Origin of the sequence: Streptomyces sp. 5-10 (assembly GCF_014712245.1) — a bacterium.
GTDB classification, from domain to species: Bacteria; Actinomycetota; Actinomycetes; order Streptomycetales; family Streptomycetaceae; genus Streptomyces; species Streptomyces violaceusniger.
Genome location: NZ_JACVYG010000010.1, coordinates 167,193 through 186,040 on the forward strand (window position 1 = coordinate 167,193; position 18,848 = coordinate 186,040).

General features: G+C 72.1%; 19 protein-coding genes and 1 pseudogene. 13 read left to right on the top strand and 7 right to left on the bottom strand.

Features of this window, described 5'->3' with window-relative positions; genetic code table 11:
* The first annotated feature begins 4 nt into the window (after positions 1–4).
* Genes IEJ02_RS15240 through IEJ02_RS15275 form a run of 8 tightly spaced genes read left to right on the top strand, consistent with a single transcriptional unit; the run spans position 5 to position 8,272 of the window.
* Entirely contained in the window at positions 5–3,001 is a 2,997-nt protein-coding gene (locus IEJ02_RS15240; RefSeq protein ID WP_191065365.1) for a type I polyketide synthase, read from the top strand.
* The gene (locus IEJ02_RS15245; protein ID WP_191065366.1) at positions 2,998–3,840 is read left to right on the top strand and encodes a 3-hydroxyacyl-CoA dehydrogenase family protein; all 843 of its coding nucleotides are present in this window, start codon (positions 2,998–3,000) and stop codon (positions 3,838–3,840) included. The genes IEJ02_RS15240 and IEJ02_RS15245 overlap by 4 nt, the downstream gene beginning before the upstream one ends.
* A gap of 4 nt (positions 3,841–3,844) precedes the next feature.
* Entirely contained in the window at positions 3,845–4,108 is a 264-nt protein-coding gene (locus IEJ02_RS15250) for an acyl carrier protein (RefSeq protein ID WP_182468079.1), read from the top strand.
* A complete protein-coding gene (locus IEJ02_RS15255) occupies positions 4,105–5,244 on the top strand; it encodes an acyl-CoA dehydrogenase family protein (protein WP_191065367.1) in 1,140 nt (379 codons plus the stop codon). Before IEJ02_RS15250 ends, IEJ02_RS15255 begins: the two co-directional genes overlap by 4 nt.
* Positions 5,241–6,323, top strand: coding sequence for an HAD-IIIC family phosphatase (locus IEJ02_RS15260; protein WP_191065368.1), 1,083 nt, complete (start codon positions 5,241–5,243; stop codon positions 6,321–6,323). The genes IEJ02_RS15255 and IEJ02_RS15260 overlap by 4 nt, the downstream gene beginning before the upstream one ends.
* Positions 6,320–6,943: a class I SAM-dependent methyltransferase gene (locus tag IEJ02_RS15265; RefSeq protein ID WP_191065369.1), complete on the top strand. Its 624-nt coding sequence runs from the start codon at positions 6,320–6,322 to the stop codon at positions 6,941–6,943. Before IEJ02_RS15260 ends, IEJ02_RS15265 begins: the two co-directional genes overlap by 4 nt.
* On the top strand, positions 6,943–7,677 hold the full coding sequence (locus tag IEJ02_RS15270; RefSeq protein WP_223863847.1) for an SDR family NAD(P)-dependent oxidoreductase: 735 nt from the start codon (positions 6,943–6,945) through the stop codon (positions 7,675–7,677). Before IEJ02_RS15265 ends, IEJ02_RS15270 begins: the two co-directional genes overlap by 1 nt.
* The gene (locus tag IEJ02_RS15275) at positions 7,664–8,272 is read left to right on the top strand and encodes an LOG family protein (protein ID WP_191065371.1); all 609 of its coding nucleotides are present in this window, start codon (positions 7,664–7,666) and stop codon (positions 8,270–8,272) included. Before IEJ02_RS15270 ends, IEJ02_RS15275 begins: the two co-directional genes overlap by 14 nt.
* A gap of 353 nt (positions 8,273–8,625) precedes the next feature.
* Here IEJ02_RS15275 and aguA read toward each other — a convergent pair whose 3' ends face one another.
* Both aguA and IEJ02_RS15285 read right to left on the bottom strand, forming a co-directional pair.
* A complete protein-coding gene (aguA, locus tag IEJ02_RS15280) occupies positions 8,626–9,795 on the bottom strand; it encodes an agmatine deiminase (protein ID WP_275559379.1) in 1,170 nt (389 codons plus the stop codon).
* Between the two features lie 5 nt (positions 9,796–9,800).
* Positions 9,801–10,526 (bottom strand): VC0807 family protein, encoded by a 726-nt coding sequence (locus tag IEJ02_RS15285; protein WP_191065373.1) that lies wholly within the window; start codon positions 10,524–10,526, stop codon positions 9,801–9,803.
* 113 nt (positions 10,527–10,639) lie between these two features.
* Here IEJ02_RS15285 and IEJ02_RS15290 point away from each other — a divergent pair, with 113 nt between their 5' ends.
* On the top strand, positions 10,640–11,248 hold the full coding sequence (locus tag IEJ02_RS15290) for a TetR/AcrR family transcriptional regulator (RefSeq protein WP_191065374.1): 609 nt from the start codon (positions 10,640–10,642) through the stop codon (positions 11,246–11,248).
* 695 nt (positions 11,249–11,943) lie between these two features.
* Here the strand turns inward: IEJ02_RS15290 and IEJ02_RS15295 are convergent.
* Positions 11,944–12,705 carry a DeoR/GlpR family DNA-binding transcription regulator gene (locus IEJ02_RS15295; RefSeq protein ID WP_191065375.1) on the bottom strand — a complete coding sequence of 254 codons (762 nt, stop codon included), beginning with the start codon at positions 12,703–12,705 and terminating at the stop codon, positions 11,944–11,946.
* Between the two features lie 203 nt (positions 12,706–12,908).
* Between IEJ02_RS15295 and IEJ02_RS15300 the strand changes: the two are divergent.
* The 4 genes and pseudogenes from IEJ02_RS15300 to IEJ02_RS48560 all read left to right on the top strand — a co-directional run.
* A pseudogene (locus tag IEJ02_RS15300) lies at positions 12,909–13,229 on the top strand (MFS transporter); the annotation flags it as partial.
* A gap of 114 nt (positions 13,230–13,343) precedes the next feature.
* A complete protein-coding gene (locus IEJ02_RS15305) occupies positions 13,344–14,336 on the top strand; it encodes an LLM class flavin-dependent oxidoreductase (RefSeq protein WP_191065376.1) in 993 nt (330 codons plus the stop codon).
* A gap of 39 nt (positions 14,337–14,375) precedes the next feature.
* Positions 14,376–14,993, top strand: coding sequence for an HAD-IA family hydrolase (locus tag IEJ02_RS15310; RefSeq protein WP_191065377.1), 618 nt, complete (start codon positions 14,376–14,378; stop codon positions 14,991–14,993).
* Positions 14,994–15,082: 89 nt separating this feature from the next.
* Positions 15,083–15,331, top strand: a complete 249-nt coding sequence (locus IEJ02_RS48560) for a hypothetical protein (RefSeq protein WP_223863848.1) — start codon at positions 15,083–15,085, stop codon at positions 15,329–15,331.
* 30 nt (positions 15,332–15,361) lie between these two features.
* On the opposite strand, the gene IEJ02_RS15320 is transcribed toward IEJ02_RS48560, so the two are convergent.
* Genes IEJ02_RS15320 through IEJ02_RS15335 form a run of 4 tightly spaced genes read right to left on the bottom strand, consistent with a single transcriptional unit; the run spans position 15,362 to position 18,841 of the window.
* Positions 15,362–16,126 (bottom strand): 2-keto-4-pentenoate hydratase, encoded by a 765-nt coding sequence (locus IEJ02_RS15320; RefSeq protein ID WP_191065378.1) that lies wholly within the window; start codon positions 16,124–16,126, stop codon positions 15,362–15,364.
* Positions 16,123–16,911 carry a 2-keto-4-pentenoate hydratase gene (locus IEJ02_RS15325; RefSeq protein WP_191065379.1) on the bottom strand — a complete coding sequence of 263 codons (789 nt, stop codon included), beginning with the start codon at positions 16,909–16,911 and terminating at the stop codon, positions 16,123–16,125. The genes IEJ02_RS15320 and IEJ02_RS15325 overlap by 4 nt, the downstream gene beginning before the upstream one ends.
* Positions 16,908–17,939, bottom strand: coding sequence for a 4-hydroxy-2-oxovalerate aldolase (gene dmpG, locus IEJ02_RS15330; protein ID WP_191065380.1), 1,032 nt, complete (start codon positions 17,937–17,939; stop codon positions 16,908–16,910). The genes IEJ02_RS15325 and dmpG overlap by 4 nt, the downstream gene beginning before the upstream one ends.
* Positions 17,936–18,841 (bottom strand): acetaldehyde dehydrogenase (acetylating), encoded by a 906-nt coding sequence (locus tag IEJ02_RS15335; RefSeq protein ID WP_191065381.1) that lies wholly within the window; start codon positions 18,839–18,841, stop codon positions 17,936–17,938. The genes dmpG and IEJ02_RS15335 overlap by 4 nt, the downstream gene beginning before the upstream one ends.
* Positions 18,842–18,848: the final 7 nt, after the last annotated feature.

Here is an 18,848-nt window from a genome sequence, read left to right on the forward strand (position 1 = left end):
CGAGGTGAACGCGCTCGACGACGAGGAGGCCGTCGCGGTCGTCGGCCTGTCCGTGCGGCTGCCCGGCTGTGACAGCGTGGCGCGGTACTGGTCCATCCTCGAAGCCGGCGAAGACAGCATCACCCGGCGGGAGGCCGCCACGGCTGCCACGTTCGTGCCTGCCTACGGATCGGTGCCGGGTCCCGGTCACTTCGACCGCGACCGCTTCGGGATCGCCGCCTCCGAGGCGCTGCTGATCGATCCGCAGCAGCGGCTGCTGCTGGAGGCCGTCGACGAGGCGCTGACCACGGCCAATGTCGACCGGGCCGGGACGACGGCGGTCAGCGTCTACGCCGGGGTCGGCCACAGCGACTACGAGCGGTGGGTCGGCGGTGCGCTGGCCGGCCGCCCCGGCGTCGACGCCCAGTCCCTGGAGGTGACCAACCGCGGCGATTACGCCGCCACCCGGGTCGCCTACCGGCTCGGCCTCCAGGGCGCCGCCGTCACCGTGCAGTCGGCCTGCTCCACCGCGCTGACCGCCGTCCACCTGGCCGTGCAGGACCTGCTCGGCCGCGGCAGCGATCTGGCCGTGGCCGCCGTGTCCTCGGTCCGCGTCCCCGCTCCCGGCGGCTACGACGCCCCGCTCGGCGGCATCGGCTCCCCGGACGGGGTGTGCCGCCCCTTCGACGCGGCGGCGGGCGGGTCCGTCCCCGGCGACGGCGTCGGCGCCGTCGTCTTCAAGCGGCTGGCCGACGCGGTGAGCGACGGCGACGAGATCTGGGCCGTGGTGCGGGGCAGTGCCATGAACAACGACGGCTCCGGCAAGTCGGGTTTCGCCGGGGTCGACGCCGCCGCCCAGACCGAGGTGATCCGGGCCGCACTGGACGTGGCCGGGCTCGGGCCCGGGGACATCGACTACGTGGAGGCGCACGGCAGCGGAACCCGGATCGGGGACTCCACCGAGTGGTCGGCGCTGGCCGAGGTGTTCGCCGAGGCCGGCCACCCGGTCCACGTCGGGGCGGTCAAGGGCGGTCTCGGGCACCTGCGGGAAGCGGCGGGCCTGGCCGGTTTCGCCAAGGCGGTGCTCTCGCTGCGCCACCGGCGTCTCGCCGCCACCCCGCACTTCGAGCGGCTGCCCGCCGACCTGGCCGCCCGGTCCGGCCCGCTGCAGCCGCTGGGCGAGGCCCTGGACTGGACCGCGGTGCCCGGCCGGCCCCGGCGGGCCGGGGTGAGTGCCTTCGGCCTGGGCGGCACGAACTGCCACGTGGTACTGGAGGAAGCGCCTGTCGCACCGGTGACGCCGCCTTCGCGGGATCCCGAGTTGCTGCTGCTGTCCAGCCACCACTCGGACGCCCTGGACATCGACCTGGCCGCTCTGCGCGACCACTTGGGCGAGAACCCTTCGCGGATCGCTGACGCGGCGTGGACGACCCAGACCGCACGCCACCGCTATGCGCATCGTGCCTACGCCGTGGTGCGCTCCCCGGCCGAGGTGACCGGGGCGTTCGGCAGCGATCGGCTGCGAATCCAGCGCGGCCACGCCACAGCCGACGCCCCCGAGGTCGTGTTCGTGCTGCCGGGCCTGGGCAGTCACTACCCGGGCATGGGCGCCGAACTGGCCCGCACGGACCCGCTGTTTGCCCGCCACCTCCAGGGCGTCGTGGCCGTGGCGGACACGCTCACCGACGGTGCCGTGGGCCGGTCGTTCGCCACCGAGCCGGCCCGGCCGGACCGCCAGGGCGACCGCGTGGACCTGCGCGCCCTGCTGCGGCGCGGCGGCTCGGCGCCCGCGCCCCGGGAACTGCGCGAGGTGCACCTGTCGCTGTTCTGCATGGAACACGCCATGGCCCGCACGCTCATGGACCTCGGGATCCGCCCGGCCGCGCTGCTGGGCCACAGCCTGGGGGAGTGGGTGGCGGCCGTGCTGGCCGGGGTCGTCGGACCGGAGGACGCGATGGCCGCCGTCGCCCGCCGGGCCGACCTGGTCGGGACCGCCGGGCCGGGCGCCATGCTCAGCGTGCTCGCCGCCGCGGAGGAGGTGGAGCGCTACGCCGTGGAGGACACCTGGATCGCGGCCGAGAACGGGCCCGGCCACTGCGTGTTCTCCGGCCGACCGGAAGCCGTGTCGACGCTGGCCGGCCGGCTGCGTGCCGCGGGGTTCACCACGTTGCCCGTGGACGCCACGCATCCCTTCCACACACCGCAGTTGGCGGGCGCCGCCGCCCTGCTCGGCGAGGATCTGCGCCACGTGGACCTGGCGCCGGCCCGCATCCCCATCGCGTCGAGCGTGCTCGGCACGTGGCTGGACGGGAAGGTACCCGAACCCGGCTACTGGCGTGACCACATGGTCAGCCGGGTGCGGTTCCGCACGGCGGCCGGGCTGGTCCTGTCCCGGCACCGGGTCCTGGTCGAGGTGGGACCGGGCACCGCCCGTCCCTGGATCAACCAGGCCGACCCGGACGCCGTGTGCGTGCGCACCGTGCGGCGGTCCTACGAGAACGCCGGTGACCGGCAGATCCTGCTCGAGGCACTGGGAGAACTGTGGGCACACGGGGTCGAGACCGACTGGCCACGCCTGCGCCATGGCCCGGCGCGCCGGGTCAGCCTGCCCCCGCGCGCCCTGCTGCGCCGCCGGTACCTGCCCGACACCGAGCCGCCTGCCGGTCCCTGGCCGGCGGCTGCCACGGAGCGGCAGGCCGAGTCGGCACCCGAGACCCCCGCCCCGGCGCCGTCGGAGGAGGCACCCGGATCCACCGTCGGGCAGTTCCTGGCCCACCGCTTCCGGGTCCTGCTCGGACTGCGCCAAGTGCACCCCGACGACCACTTCTTCCACCTCGGTGGCGACTCCCTGATGGGCGTGCACCTGATCGCCGGCCTCAAGGAACTCACTGGACGGGCCGTGCCCTCCTCTGTCGTCTTCGCCTCCGCGACCCTCGGCGGCATGACGCGCGAGGTCCAGGACTGGCTCGCCACCACCGAGCACGAACCGGAACCCCTCGACCACGGGAGCCCAGCGTCATGAGCGCACCCACGCTCGGAGTGATCGGAGCCGGTGTCATCGGCTCCAGCGTCGCCCACGCCGCCGCGGCGGCGGGCTACGCCGTCACCCTCGTCGACACCGATACCGCCGCACTGGACGCGGCCCGCGCGGCCGTCCGGCGGCACGAGCGGCTGGCCGCGCTGCTGGGCGGCCGGGGACCGCGGCCGCTGGACATCCGCCTCAGCACCGATCTGGCCGACGTGGCCGACGTCGGGTTCGTGGTAGAGAACACCACCGAATCGGAACCGGGCAAGCGCGAGCTGTACACGTTGCTGGACACGGCGCTGGCGCCCGGTGTGACCATCGCCGCCAACACCTCCGCCATCCCCATCGCCCGGCTGGCGGAGTGCCTTGCCGACCCCGGCCGCGTGGTCGGCGCGCACTTCATGAACCCGGTCGACCGCATTGACATGGTCGAGGTCGTCCGCGCCCCGTCCACTTCGGACACCGCGCTGGCCGCGGCCCGGGACCTGCTGGGCCGCATGGGCAAGCGCTCCGTCGTGGTCAACGACGCCCCCGGCTTCGTCATCAACCGCGTGCTGATGCCGGTGGTCAACCTCGCGGCCGCCGTCGTCGCGGACGGTGTCGCCACCCCGAACCAGGTCGACGAGCTGTTCAAGGGCTGCCTCGGCCACACCTCCGGGCCGCTGCGCACCGCCGACCTGATCGGCCTCGACACGGTCGTGCGCACGCTCGAGGTCCTGCACGAGCACTACGGGACCACGGAGTTCGCCACCCACCCGCACCTGCGCCGGATGGTCGACGAGGGCCGGACCGGGGCCAAGAGCGGCCGCGGTTTCTACTCCTACGACGGGAGCTGACACGATGACTGCTCAGAACGCGCCCACGAACGAGGAAATCGTCGCCGTGGTGCGGGAATTCATCACCCGGCTCAGCGGCCACCCGGACATCGAGGACGACTGGCCGCTGATCTCCGGGGGTGTCCTGGACTCGATCGCCGCGGTCCAGATGGTCGACTTCGTCGAGCGCACCTTCCACGTCGAGGTGACCGACGAGGACCTGGAACTGCTCAACTTCGACTCCGTGCGGGGACTGGCCGCCCTGGTCACCCGCCGGGTGGCGGCGTGAGCACCACCGTGCCGGAAGCGGTCCTCGACGTGCTGAGGGGCGAGCAGTTCGCCGACCGGGCCACTGCCTGGGAACGGGCGGGCGCCGTCCCGCGCGAGGACGTCGAGCGCCTGGCCGGGCACGGACTGCTCGGCATGACCGTCCCCGCCGCGCACCACGGCAGCGATCTCCCGCTGGTGGACGTGATCGAGGTGCACCGGCTGGTGGCCGCCGCCTCGCCCAGCCTGCACAGCCTGCTGGTGGTCCACGCCATGGTCTGTCACGCCCTGCGCCGCTGGGCGGTGCGGGAGACCCGCGACGCGTTCCTGCCCGAGCTGGCCACCGGCCGGGTGCTCGCCGCCTTCGCCCTCACCGAGACGGGCGGCGGAGCCGACGCCGGGGCACTGACCACCACGATCGACCGGGACGGCGACACCGTGTGCGTCACCGGAGTGAAGCGCTGGCTCTCCTTCGGCCAGATCGCCGACGCCTACCTCGTCTTCGGCCTCACCGAGGGCCTGGACAGTTGCGCGCTGGTGGACGCGGGCAGTGCGGTGCGGGTCGAGCCCGAACCCCGCACCGCGGGTCTGCGGGCCGCGCGGCTGGCCCGCGTCACCTTCGACGGGGCGACCGCCCCCACCACCCGAGTGGTGGGGCGACCGGGCACTGGCATCCCCTTCGTCGCGACGTCGTGCCTGACCCTGGGCCGGCTCTGCGTCGCGGCGGGGGCGGCGGGCATCGCACAGGCCGCGCTCGACCTGGCCGTTGGCCACGCGGCCACCCGCTCCACGGGGGACCGCGTGCTCGGGGACCACCAACTGGTGCGCGGGATGCTCGCCGACGCCGCCCTCGCCACCGAGTGCGCGACCCGCTACGTGCGATCGGCGGCGCAGGAGGTCGAGGACCGCACGCCGACGGCGGCGGTGACCGCCGCCCGCGCCAAGCTGCTGGCCTCCCGGGCGGCCAGCAGCGTGACCGCCGCTGCCTCGCGTCTGCTGGGCGCCGAGGGCCAGACCGAGAACCATCCGCTGGCCCGGCTGGCCGCCGCGGCCCGGGTGCACGAGGTGATCGAGGGACCCACCGAGGTGCTCCAGGACATCGTGGCCACCGCGCTGCTGCGGGACCCGGGCGCCACGGGGAAAGGAAGGCAGCGATGACCCCGGCCACGGCCGAGAACACCGTCAAGTGCGTGGTCTGGGACCTGGACGACACCCTCTGGGACGGCACGCTCCTGGAAGGCGACGAACTCCACGTTCCCGACGCCAACCGCACCCTGGTGCGCGTTCTGGACGAGCATGGCATCCTCCAGTCCGTCGCCAGCCGCAACGAGCCCGGCCCCGTCGAGGACCGGCTCCGCGGCTTCGGGCTCGACAAGTACTTCCTGCACCCGCAGCTCGGCTGGTCGGCCAAGTCCGCTTCGCTGCGCACGCTGCTGGAAGTGCTCAACATCAGCGCCGACAGCGTGCTGTTCGTCGACGACTCGGAGTTCGAACGTGCCGAGGTGGCCAGGGAACTGCCCGAAGTCCGCTGCGTGACGCGGGAGAAGCTGCACGAACTGGTCGCCGGCGGCCGGGTCCTGCCGCGGCAGGTGACCGCCGACGCCGCGCGTCGCCGGGAGATGTACCAGGCCGAGGACCGCCGCCGCGGGCACGAGGAGACGTTCCAGGGTCCGGCCGAGGAGTTCCTGTCCTCGCTGGGCATGACGTTGCGGGTGCGCGACGCGACCGAGGGCGACCTGGACCGCGCGGCGGAGCTGACCCGGCGCACCCACCAGCTCAACACCACCGGCCTCACCTTCGACCGGGACGAGCTGGCCGAGCTGGTGCGGGACCCCGGCCACTGGGTGATCGTCGCCGAACTCGACGACCGCTTCGGCACCTACGGCACCATCGGGCTGGCCGTGCTGTCCACCGGTCCCGAGTGGACGATCCGGCTGCTGCTGATGTCCTGCCGGGTCATGGGCCGGAACGTCGGCACCGCCCTCATCGCGGCGCTGGCCCGCACCGCCGCCGCGCACGGTGCCCGCACCGTCGCCCACTTCCGGCCCACTGACCGGAACCGGCAGATGCTCGTCACCTACCGATTCGCGGGATTCGCCGTCGTGTCCCGTTCCGAGGACCGCGTCGTCCTCGCCATGCCGGACGACCGGATCCCGGTCGTACCCCGTTACGTCCGCCTCGTCACCGAGGACACCGCCGCTGTGCTCAGCGGCCCGACCCAGGGGGTCACCCGATGACTGCCTTCACACAGAGCTGGACCGACACGTTTTCCTCCGTCTACGCCAACCAGCCGCTGGCCAAGCTCTCCTGGTTCAACGCCTCCCCCGGCCTGGAGCTGGTCAAGCGGGTGATCGACGGCACGCTCAAGCCGGGTCAGCGCCTGATCGATCTGGGCAGCGGCCCCGGTGTCGACGCCGTCTTTCTGTCCGTGCAGGGCCTGGACGTCACCGGCGTCGACCTGTCCCCGGACGCCGTCGCCCGGGCCACCCGCTGGGCCGAACTGGTCGGCGCCGACGCCGAGTTCATCCAGGGCGACGTGCTCGACGTTCCGCTGCCGGATTCCTCGGCCGACGTCGTCACCGACTCCTTCGTGTTCCACAACATGCGTGACGACGCCAGGCCGCGCTACGCCGACGAGGTGCACCGCCTGCTCAAACCCGGCGGCCTGTTCCTGCTGAACTCCTTCTCCGACAAGATGGTGGCCGGTACCGGCCCGCGCCGGATCACCAGCGAGGACATCCTCACCACGTTCACCGCCGACCGGTTCGAGTGCGTGGCGCTGTACGTGTACCGCAACGTGCCCACCCGCACCAAGCCGGACCAGCTGCACTGGTTCGGCGAGTTCCGGGCGCGCTGATGCGGGTCGTGGTCACCGGCGGCGGCCGGGGCATCGGGCGTGCCGTCGCCCTCGGCTTCGCGGCCCACGGCGCGCGGGTCGCGGTGCTGGCCCGCACCGGGTCCCAGGTGGAGTCGGTGGCAGGCGAGATCGAGGAACTCGGCGCCGAGAGCGTAGCCGTGGCCGTGGATGTCGCGGACGAGGCGGCGCTGGGCGAGGCGGCCGAGCGGGTGGTCCAGAGGTTCGGCGGCGTGGACGTCCTCGTCAACGCCGCAGGCGTCTTCAATCTCGGGCCCACTGCCGGGTTTCCGGCGGAATCCGCGCGGACCCTGCTGGAAACCAACGTCATGGGCACGTTCCTGGCCTGCAAGATCTTCGGCAGGCACCTGCTCGAGCAAGGCCATGGCAAGGTCGTCAACTTCTGCTCGCTGTTGTCCTACACCGCTTTCCCGGAACGGGCGCTGTACGCCGCGAGCAAGGGCGGCGTACTCCAGCTGACCCGCAGCCTGGGGGTGGAGTGGGCGGCGCGCAACGTCAATGTCAACGCGGTCGCCCCCGGCATGATCCGCATCGAGACCCCGCATCCGGCCGCGCTCGACGAGGACGCCATCGTCGGGCGCATCCCCTCCGGCCGGCGCGGCCGGCCGGCCGACATCGTCGGACCCGTCCTGTTCCTGGCCTCCCCTGCGGCCGACTACATAAACGGCCAGACCGTGGTCGTCGACGGAGGCTGGCTCAGTTATGGATACCTCTGAAAGCTCCCTGGCGCTCGGAGTCTTCTGCGGCTTCTCCACGGGACCGTCGGACCGGTACGTCCAGGCCGCCACCGTGCTCGGCGCCGGCCTGGCCGCCCGCGGCCACCGGCTGGTCTACGGGGCGGGCGGGTCCGGCCTGATGGGCGCGGTGGCGCGCGGTGCCGCCGAGGGCGGTGCGCCGATCCTCGGGGTCATCCCGGAGTTCCTGCGCGCCAAGGAGATGAACGACCACCTGCCGCCACAGCAGATAGTACTCACGGAGGATCTCCTGGAACGCAAGCGCGTCATGATCGACCGCGCGGACGCCTTCGTCGCGCTTCCGGGCGGCTACGGCACGCTCGACGAGGTGCTCGAAGTGGTGTCCATGGCCGCACTCGGGCAGGACGTCGGTCCCCTCGTGCTCTTGGACGTGGACGACGACTGGCTGCCCTTGCTCAACTACGTCGAGCGGCTGGAGAGAAGGGGTTTCGTACGCGACGCCGGCATCCTGCGCGTGGCCCGGACACCGGAGCAGGCGCTCGACATGGTGGCACCGGCCTCGGCCGGTGTGCTTGCGCTCGCGGGCGATCCGCAGGGCAAGCAGGCGGCTTCATGATTGCCCGGCAGTTGGCCAGGCGGCTGGGGAGATCGCCGCCGACCGTCTCCCGGGAGATGGTGCGCAGCGGCGGCCGGGACCGCTACCGTGCCATGTCCGCCGATGCGACCGCCTTTGCGCGTGGCGTCGGCCCAAGCCGGCCGAGCTCGCCCGACCGTCCGCTCCGCGCGCTGGTGGAGGCCAAGCCGGCTCTGTGCTGGTCTCCGGAGTAGATCGCGGGCTGGCTGCGACGCCCGGCAATGGTGGCGGGACGCCTCACCCGGGGTGTCGGCGTCCTGGTGTGCCGACCCGTGATCACGTCCGGAGCCGTCCCGTCCGGCGTGCGAGGCGACGCGCGCCCCGCGCCGACTCGGTCACCGGACAGAGTGTTCGACGGGATTCCTGGCGTACGAATGGTTCGATCGTGGGCGCCGCCCGGCCCCACTGCCAGGCCCCGTCGCCACCGCACCGCTGCTCGGTATCTGCTGGGTGGCGCAGTGGATGTTGCCGCCGCCGAGGAGGAGTTCGCGGGTGGGGAGGCCGACGACTGTGTGGTGCGGGTGGATCCTGGCGAGGTGGGCGAGGGCCTCGTCGTCGTGTTCGGGGTCGAGCAGGGGGACGAAGAGGTGGTCCTGCGTTGCGTAGAAGTTGGTGTAGGAGGCGGCGAGCCGGGGGCGTGGCACGGTGCCGGCGGTCGGGACGCCGTGACGGTCGATGCCTCGAAGCTCGGCCTCGGTGGCGTACAGCGGGCCGGGCAGCGGCAGTTTCTCCACCCGGAGGGTGCGGCCTCTGGCGTCCTGGACGTTTCTCAGGTCTTCCAGGGCGCGTGCGCTGCGCTCGTACTGGGGGTCACTCGTGTCGTCGGTCCAGGCCAGACAGACCACCCCGGGGGCGGCGAAGCACGCGATGTTGTCCACATGGCCGCGCGTGCCGTCGTCGGCGAGGCCCCACTCGATCCACACGGTGCGGGTCACTCCGAGGTAGGCGGCCATGAGGTGATGCATGGCGGTGCGTGAGGGGACGTCGTTGCGGGCGGGGTCGAGCAGGGTCTCGGCCGTGACGAGGGCGGTTCCCTGCCCGTCGACGTGGAAGGAGCCGCCCTCCAGCACGAGCGGGGCGCGGTAGCGGTCGGTGTCGGTGAGGTCGAGCACCCTTTGGGCGTACTGGTCGTCGGTGGCCCAGTACGGATAGCGGTTGCCGTAGCCGTTGAAGGCGAAGTCCACGCCGCGGCGCCGCCCGGTGCCGTCGACCACGAAGGTGGGGGCGATGTCCCGGGCCCAGCCCAGCCAACTGGTCGTCTCCACCACGCGGACGCGGGAGTCGAGGCGGGAGCGGGCGTGTGCGTACTGGTCGCCGGTGACCGTGACGGTGACTGCCTCCCCGGTGTCCGCGACGGCGTTGGCGAGGGCGGCGAGGGCACGCTGCGCGGGGCGGGCTCCGTCGCGCCAGACGTAACCGTTCTGCGGCCACGCCATCCAGCATCCGTCGTGCGGCTCCCATTCCGCCGGCATGCGGAAGCCGTCCGCGGTGGGCGTGCTGTCCACGGTCCTCATCGCGCGCCCCCGCGGTGGCGTTCGAGGACGAAGGCGACCGATGGCGGCGCGGGCTCGGGGTCCCGCGAAGGCACTCGGGCGGTGATACGGGTGCGCGCGTTCCTGCGGTGGCGGGTCATCCACACGACGAGCGGGATGAGGACGGCGAATTCCAGCGGTGGCGTGAGCGAGGCGGCCGTGGACACCGGCAGGGTCAGCACGAGCAGCACACGTGCCACGGCCTCTGCCATGAGTCCGGCACCGCACACCAACGTCTCGGTGCGGTGCGCGCGGAGCAGGATCGGCTCGTGCGGCGGTTGACCGTGCAGCCTGCCGGCCAGATAGGCGGTGGCGGGCGTGGCGGTGAGGCAGCTTATGAGGAACACCGATCCGGCGAGGGCGCTGATCAGTGGGTCACGCAGGAGCAGCGGCTGGGGTTGGGAGGTCACGGCGGCGAAGGCGGCCGACAATCCGTACATGAGGAGCATGGCAAGGGCCAGGCCGTCGGCACGCCGGTCGTGCAGGACGGTGGCGGCGAGCCAGAGGGCCGCCACTCCGGTCGCGGTCAGGAGCGCGGGGAGTGTGGCCACACCCGCGACGAGGCAGCCGTAGTACGCAAGGGGAGAGATGCCCAGGTCGAGGGCCAAGCGGGCCAGGCGGCCGAGGCGGCGCCGGCGCGCGGGCGCCGACGGCCGGGCCGGCTGCGGTACTGACGGCGAAGAGGTCGGCTCCGAGGGGTCCACGGCTTCTCCTTGATCCTGGTCACCGGGACGGCGGTCTGCGGCGTCCGTCCGTCCAATCTTTTTAGCATCTTCGTGCTAAATAAAACGTAGCACGGTCGTGCTATAAAAGCCGGATGCCAAAGATGGTGGATCCCGAGGAGCGCCGCCGCGAGGTCGTGGACGCCGTCTTCCGGGTGGTGGCCCGCGGCGGCATCCAGCAGGCCACTCTCCGGAACGTCGCCGCCGAGGCCGGCCTCGCCGTCGGGTCCGTACGGCACTACTTCGCCAGCCACCGCGAGCTCCTGATGGCCGCGGCCCGCGAGATGGTGCGCCGGGTGGACGTCCGAGTGGCGGCCCAGCGGGAGCGGCGGCACCCCGGGGACGACCCGTGCCTGGTGGCGCAGGAGGTGGTGGGCCAGTTCCTGCCGTTCGACGCGGCGCGCGCCGAGGAGACCGCGGTCTGGCTGGACTTCGTCGCGGCTGCCCGCACCGACCCCGCCCTGGGCGAGATCGCCGCCGAACTCCACGACGGGCTGCGGGACGTCGCCGGGCGCCTGCTGCACCGTCTGGGCGTGGACGATCCGGTGGCGACGGAGCATCTCGCCGCGGTACTCGACGGACTCGCCCTCGGTGCGACACTCCACCCCGACCGCCTGAGTCCGGACATCATCCGGGCCGTCCTGCACCGGCACCTGACCCAACTGCCCGGCGCGGCTGACGAGTCCGAGCACCCGGACACATAGGTGTAGGCGCGGCAGGCTCCGGGGGCCCTCCACGCGGCCCAAGCGCGACGGCGCTCAGGAACGGCCGCACGCCGGGGCCCCGGTGGCGACGTCCAGCTTGCTTGCAGGCCCTGCCGGAGGTTCCCGGTGGCGGCCGTGACGTCCGCACCGACACTCACGCCTCGCCCCCAGCCGACCGCGGGCAGCCGCCCCGCTCCGGGCGTGCCGAAGGCCGTAGCGCACCGACGGCGCCGGGCAGGGCCCTCCCCTCCGCGCGCGGACAACGGCCATCGGCCCCACGGTGACTGAACGCGGGACGGGCACTCGTGACCGCTTTCGCGTCGCCTACCGCAGCGCTCCACGGCGCCGACTGAGAGGGCGTGGTAAGCCAGGTGAGGCACTACGGCCGCCCGGACTGCCGACGCTCCGGTGCCGATGGGGGGTGCCACAGCGCTGGCACACCGGATGCTGCCCGTGCGCGTAGCGGCGGACCTCTACCGTCCAGGCGCACTGTCCCGGGCGCGCGTGGTCGTGCCGGATCCCATCGGTCGCCATTCTCCGTGCGTGCTTCGTGTTGCCGGGGGAGGCCAGCGGCGGCGCTGCGCTTGATACGGCGTGTCGCCTGACACGTTCCCGTGGAACTCCGTGCCCATGCGGCGGGAGGTCTGCTTGCGCTGGCCACCGCGGATCGACATGTAGCCCGCGTTGTCGACTTGTCAGGCGGTCTTGACGACGGTGCCGCCGCTTTCGAGCGCGGTCACCTCGTCGGCAGGTGCCGTGGTGTCGGTGACGAGGGTGTTGAGGAGCGTGGAGGGGCCGACGTGGGCGTAGGCGGTGTGGCCCAGTTTGCTGCCGTCCGCGGCGACGATGATGCGGCGCGCGGAGGCGATGCCGGCCTTCTTCACCGCCGCGTCGTCGAGGTCGTAGGCGGTCAAGCCCTCGGCCGCGCTCAGGCCGCAGCAGCCGATGACCGCGGTGTCGAAGCGCAGTGCCGCCAGGGAGGCGAGCGCGAGGGGGCCGGTCAGGGCCCCCTCGGCGGTGCGGGGCCGTCCGCCCGGCACCATCAGCGTGGTCGGACCCGGGGCGTCGCTGAGTACGTGAATTGCCTGCAACGACAGGGGCATCACGGTGACCTGCCGGCCACGCAGCAGACGGGCGACCTCCAGGCAGGTGGTGCCGCTGTCGAGGAGGACGGACTCGCCGTCGGCGATGAGCGAGGACACCTCGGCCGCGATCCGGCGCTTGGCGTCGATGGCTTCGTGGGCGCGCAGCGCGAAGGGCGGCTCCTCGCCCCTGAGCAGCAGGGTGCGTGCCCCGCCGCGGACGCGTTCGAGGACGCCGTGGGCGGCCAGTGTGTCGAGGTCGCGCCGGATGGTCATCTCCGAGGTGCCGGTCAGCGCGGCGAGTTCCTGGACCGTGGCACTTCCCGACTCTCCGACGGCCTGGGCGATCAGTCTGTGTCGGCCTGCGTTGCTCATACCGCGATTGAACATCACCTCGTAACGAACAAACAAGCTGTTCGTTTATGGGCTTTCCCATCACAAAGTGCGTTCGTTATGGTGGGCGACATGGAACGCCCGCTTCGGTCCGCCCGTGTGGCGAACTTCGTCTGCTTCGTCCTGTGCGGCACGGCGGTGAACTGCCCGGCCTGCCCCGAGATCCCCGGATGCGGGCGGGCACTGCCGCGTTCGCGGGCTGGGCGTTGTTCGGCACGGGACTGTCCGGCTGCGACCCTCAGCTCTTCAACGCGGTCGGGCACGCCAACGCCTCCGCCGTCGGCGCCGACGTCTCCCGCATCGCCGGGCTCGGCTGCCTGGGCATGCTCCCCGGACCCGCCGTCATCGGCCGGCTGACGCATCTCGTGGCGTTGGACCACGCCTTCGTGCTGCTGACCCTGCTGTGCGTCATCACCGCTGCGGCCGCCCGAATCCCGCGCACCGGATCCGACCGCACGCGCGAGCCGGCACACCGCATGCGCGAGCCGGCCCGGAGCAGCCACTGACCGCCTGTGCGGCACGGCACCTGACACCGTGTGCCGCACACCGGCCCCCACGCTCGCCCCGGCCGGTCGCCAGACCGGTGGGGGAGAACCCACCGCCACCAGAAGGAGCCCTTGATGCCCGAGACCGATACCATCCCCGCTCGCGGCCGTGTCGGGATCATGCTTCCCCGCGACCTGCCCGTACGGGACGTGCTGCCGTACGCGCGGCGAGCCGAAGAGCTGGGGTTCGACCAGGTGTGGGTGGTGGAGGACCTCGGCTGGCGCGGCGGACTCGCGCAGGCCGGCCCCGTCCTCGCCAGCACCACCGGCATCACCGTCGGGATCGGCATCATGCCCGCCGGCGCCCGCAACGTGTGCTTCGCCGCGATGGAACTGGCCACCCTCGCCCAGCTCTACCCCGGTCGCCTGATCGCCGGCATCGGCCACGGCATGCCCGACTGGATGCGTCAGGCGGGAGCCTGGCCCACCAGCCCCCTGACGCTGATCAAGGAGTACACGACCGCGCTGCGCCTGCTCATACGCGGCGAGCCCGGCCCGGCAGGCGGCCGCTATGTGCGCTGCGAAGGCGTCGTCATCACCGAGACCCCCGACATCGTCCCCCCGGTCGTCCTCGGCGTACGCGGTCCCAAATCGCAGGCAGCCGCGGGCGAGGTGGCCGATGGGCTCCTCCTGGCCGAGCCCGCGGCCCCCGCCTACATCGCCTCCTCACTCCGGCACCTGTGCAGCATCTCCGATGCGAGCGCGCCCGAAGTCGTCACCTACGACGCCGCCGCCGTCGATGACGACGAGGACGCCGCTCTCGCCCGCGTCCGCGACGGACTGACCGCCATCGGCGAGCCGGCCTGGGCCGCCCACATCGACCCCCTGCCGTTCGCCGCGCGGCTGCGCGAACACCGCGCCGCCTGCGCCGACGCCCGGCAATTCGCCCAGACCATGCCCGCCGCCTGGGTCCGCCAACTGAGCATCGCCGGCACCCCCGACCAGGCACGCGAAGCGATCACAGCCCGCCACGCAGCGGGCGCGACCAGCGTCGTCCTCACTCCCACCGGCCCTGACGCCCTGGCGTCCCTCGACTCACTCGCCCGCGTGCTGGATCCCCGCCCCTGAGCCGAAGAGCCGAAAACCGCTGCCCCCGGAGGAGCCGCCATGTCCACCGACCGACGGATCGTGCTGTTCGACCTCTTCGGGGTCATCGCACTCCACCAACGCCCGGGCGCCCTGGCGGAGATGGCCGCCCGGTGCGCCGCACCCGCGGACGCCTTCGCCGAGGCCTATTGGGATTGCCGCCCGCCCTACGACGCCGCGCAGTGGTCCGCGCCCGAGTACTGGACGGCCGTGCTGCGGTGGCTGTCACTTCCCGTCGACGCCGACACGATCGAGGAGCTGCGGCTCGCCGACATCGACAGCTGGTCACGCGTCGACCACCGCATGGTCGCCTACGTGCAGTCCCTGCGGGACGTCGCCGAGGTCGCCCTGCTGTCCAACATCCCCGCAGACCACGCGGACGCCTTCCTGGCCGCACAACCCTGGCTGAACCACCTTGACCACGTCGCCTTCTCCGGAAAGATCAATGCGGCGAAACCAGACCCAGCGACGTTCCACCACTGCGTCGTCTCCATGCAGGCCGCGCCCGCCGACTTCCTCTTCGTCGACGACCGCGAAGAGAACGTACGGGCGGCACGGGCCACCGGTATGAACGGACACGTCTTCACCAGACTCGACGAACTGGCCGCAGCCATCGACACCTGGCTCCCGACCCGATGAAACGCCCCCCGGTGATGATCAGGGCCGCGACCCGTGCTACGTACTTTCCGCGAGAGACGGCGCTTCGTCAGTGGCACGGACACCGGACCGTGCCCGAACCGGCACGGCCCCGCAGCGCGTTGCGCAATGCGGCGGACAGACCCGTCGAACGCCACACGGCTGCGGGAGTTCTTCGCGGCCCGGGACTGCCGCTGGAAGGCGCCGAGGAGGCCGGCGATCCGATCGCCGTGCTGCCGGTGCTGGTCCACCTGATGTGGCGGCAGGAACCGCTCACTGACCTGTCGGTGCTGCTCAGCGACCGCATGGTGGTGCGTCTCGCGGTGGAGGACAGGCGGTGAGGCCGCGCCCGCCCTGCTTGCGGCGTTGGGTCACCGGCAGCCCAGCTCTACTGACCCGAGGCGATCGATGGTCGCGGTGACGACATCCCCGGGCCTGACCGGGACGGCGGCGGTGAGTCCGCCGGAGAGCACGATCTGCCCGGCGGCCAGGCCTTCGTCCTCGGCGGCGAGCTGCCGGACGAGCCAGGCGACCGCGGCTGCCGGGTGGCCCAGCGACGCCGCTCCAGCGGCGGTCGCGACCACTTCACCGTTCTTCTCCAGGAGGACGCCCACCAGGCGCAGGTCGACCCCAGACGTTGTGACGGGCACCCCGACGACGAACCGGCTCGCCGAGGTGTTGTCCGCGACAACGTCGGCCATGGTGAAGCCGTAGTCCACGAATCGGGAGTCGAGGACCTCGATACCGACGGCGACCCCCGACGACGCGGCGACGACATCGGCCGCGGTGACGTGCGGGCCTTTGAGGTCCCGACCCAGAGTGAACACGATCTCCGGCTCGCAGCGCGGCTGAATGAGCGCCGAGGTGTCCAGTGGCTCGCCGAGGTCCACCGCCCCCGCGGCCGGCAGGAAGCCGTAGATCGGGCTGTCCACCCCGACCTGGGCCTGCTTGGCACGCGAGGTGACCCCGAGCTTCCAGCCGGCGATCTGTCCGGTCGCGGACCGCAGCTCGCGCTGCACCCGATAGCCGGTGGGGATGTCGAGTTCGGGGAACTCGTCGGTCAGCTTGGTGATGGCGGTACGATCCGCAACGGCCTTGCTCAGCCGGGCGGCCAACTCGCTTACGTTCACGCTCATGCGATCCTCACTGTCACCGGGCCCAGCCGGTCGAATTCGGCCCGGAACACGTCGCCCGGGTTCATGGGAAGGGCCGCGTGCAGCGCGCCCGTCAGGATCAGGTGCCCGGGCTCCAGGGCAACTCCGTGCTCGCCCAGGGTGTTCGCCAGCCACGCGACGACGGCGACCGGGTCTCCCAGCGCGGCGGCGCCGGCGCCCGTGTCGACCACTTCGCCGTTGCGGGTCAGAACCATCCCGACCAGCCGGGGATCCCAGCCGTTCGGACCATCGTCGAGAGGCACGATGCGGCTCGAGGTGGCCATGGCGCCGTTCGACGCCAGGTCGGCGACGGTGTCGGCGAGTTTGATCCGCCAGTCCGCGATCCTGGAGTCGATGATCTCCATCCCGGCCACGGCACCCGCGATGGCGGCCCGGGCCTGGGTCACGGTGACACCCGGGCCCTCGAGCCGGTCGCCCAGAACGAAGACGATCTCGGCCTCGACCTTGGGTGCCACGAACGCGTCGAGCGGGACCGCGTCCCCGTCGCGGTAGGCGGTGGAGGCCAGAACCGGTCCGTAATCGGGAGTGTCGATGCCGAGCGCCTTGCGCATCGGGGCAGCGGTGAGCCCGACTTTGTGCCCCACGACCCGATCGCCGTCGGCGAGCAGGAGTCGCACAAGCTCCTGCTGGACGGCGTAGCCGTCGTCCATGCCGAGACCGGGTTCGGCGTCGGTGAACGGCGGGATCGCGGTACGCGTGCGCCGGGCCTCGTAGAGAGCGTGGGCCTTGGTCGTCGTATCGGTCATGTGGTCTGCTCCTCGGCCAGCCCGATGGCGATGTCGATGATCATGTCCTCCTGGCCGCCGACGTAGCCGCGCTCGCCGCAGCGGCGCAAGATGGCGTGCGCGGGGACCTTGTACCGCTCGGCTGCGCGCTCGGCGTGCAGCAGGAAGCTTGAGTAGACCCCTGCCCAGCCCTGCACGATCGCGTTGCGGTCCATCTTCGGCCACCGGCTCAGGTACGGCCGGACGACCTCTTCGGCAGCGTCGAGCAGCAGCCCGGCGTCGAGCCCGGTCGCGATGCCGAGCCGGTCGAAGACCGCCCCGAGCACCTCGGTGGGGGAGTTTCCCGCACCGGCACCGAGTGCGCACAGTGAGCCGTCGATGTAGCGGACGCCGGCCTCGTGCGCGATCACGGAGTTCGCGACGCCCAAACTCATGTTCTGGTGACCGTGGTAACCGACCCAGGCCTCGTCACCGACCTCGGCGACCAGGGCCTCGAAGCGAGCGCGCGCGTCGTCCATGAGCAGAGCGCCGGCGGAGTCGGTGACATACGGTGTCTGGCAGCCGGCGTCGACCATGATCCGGGCCTGCTTCGCCAGATTCTCCGGGTCGGTCTTGTGGGCCATCATCAGGAACCCGGCGGTCTCCATGCCCAGCTCCCGGGCCACGGCGAAATGCTGCGGGGAGACGTCGGCCTCGGTGCAGTGGGTGGCCACGCGGACCATCTCGGCGCCGGCGTCGTGGGCACGTTTGAGGTCGTCGACCGTGCCGATGCCGGGGACCAGCAGGACGGCGATCTTCGCCCGGCGGGCCTCCTCGCGGGCGGCGTTGATCAGGCTCATCTCGTCGGTGCCGGAGAAGCCGTAGTTGAACGAGGAGCCGCCGAGGCCGTCGCCGTGGCTGACCTCGATCCACTCCACCCCGGCGGCGTCCAGCGCGCGGACCGTGTCGCGGACTTGGGTTTCGGTGAAGCGATGCGCCACGGCGTGGCTGCCGTCGCGCAAGGTGGTGTCGATGATGCGGACGTCGTCGCGCAGCACGGGGCGGGTCATGCGGAGGCCTCCAGCTTGGCGCGGGCCATCAGCTCGCCGATCCGGGCGGCCGCGGCGGTCATGATGTCGAGGTTCCCGGCGAAGGGCGGCAGGTAGTCGCCGTTGCCCTTCACCTCGAGGAACACCGCGACCCGGGCGTGCCCACCCCAGGCCTCGGCCGGCTCGTCGAACTGGGGCTCGGCGCGCAGCGTGTAGCCGGGCACGTATTCCTGGACCGCGGCGACCATCTCGTGGACCGAGGCGGTGATCGCTGCTCGGTCGGCGTCGTCGCCGATCATGCAGAACACGGTGTCCCGCATGATCATCGGCGGCTCGACCGGGTTGAGGATGATGATCGCCTTGCCGCGGGTGGCGCCACCGACTTCGGCCACGGCCTGCCCGGTGGTGCGCGTGAACTCGTCGATGTTCGCGCGGGTGCCCGCACCCGCCGAGCGGGAGGCGATGGATGCGACGATCTCCGCATAGGGCACCGGTGTGATCCGGGAGACGGCGTGCACGATCGGGATGGTGGCCTGGCCGCCGCAGGTGATCATCGAGATGTTGGGCGACGCGATGTGGTCGGCGCCGTTGACGGCCGGCGAGACCATGGGGCCCAGGTGCGCCGGGGTGAGGTCGACAGCCTGGACGCCCGCTTCCGCGTAGCGCGGGGCGCTGGCGGCGTGGGCCTTGGCCGAGGTCGCCTCGAACACGATCTGCGGGAGCGGATCCTGCCGGAGCAGCCAGTCCACCCCCTCCGCGCTGGCCTCGATGCCACGGGCACGGGCGCGGGCCAGACCGTCGGACTCGACGATGCCCACGACATACCGGACGTCGATCACCGGGCTGTGGGCGAGCTTCGCCAGCAGGTCGGTACCTATGTTCCCGGGGCCGACTATGGCCGCCGAGATCTTCTGCTGTCCCATGGTGGGA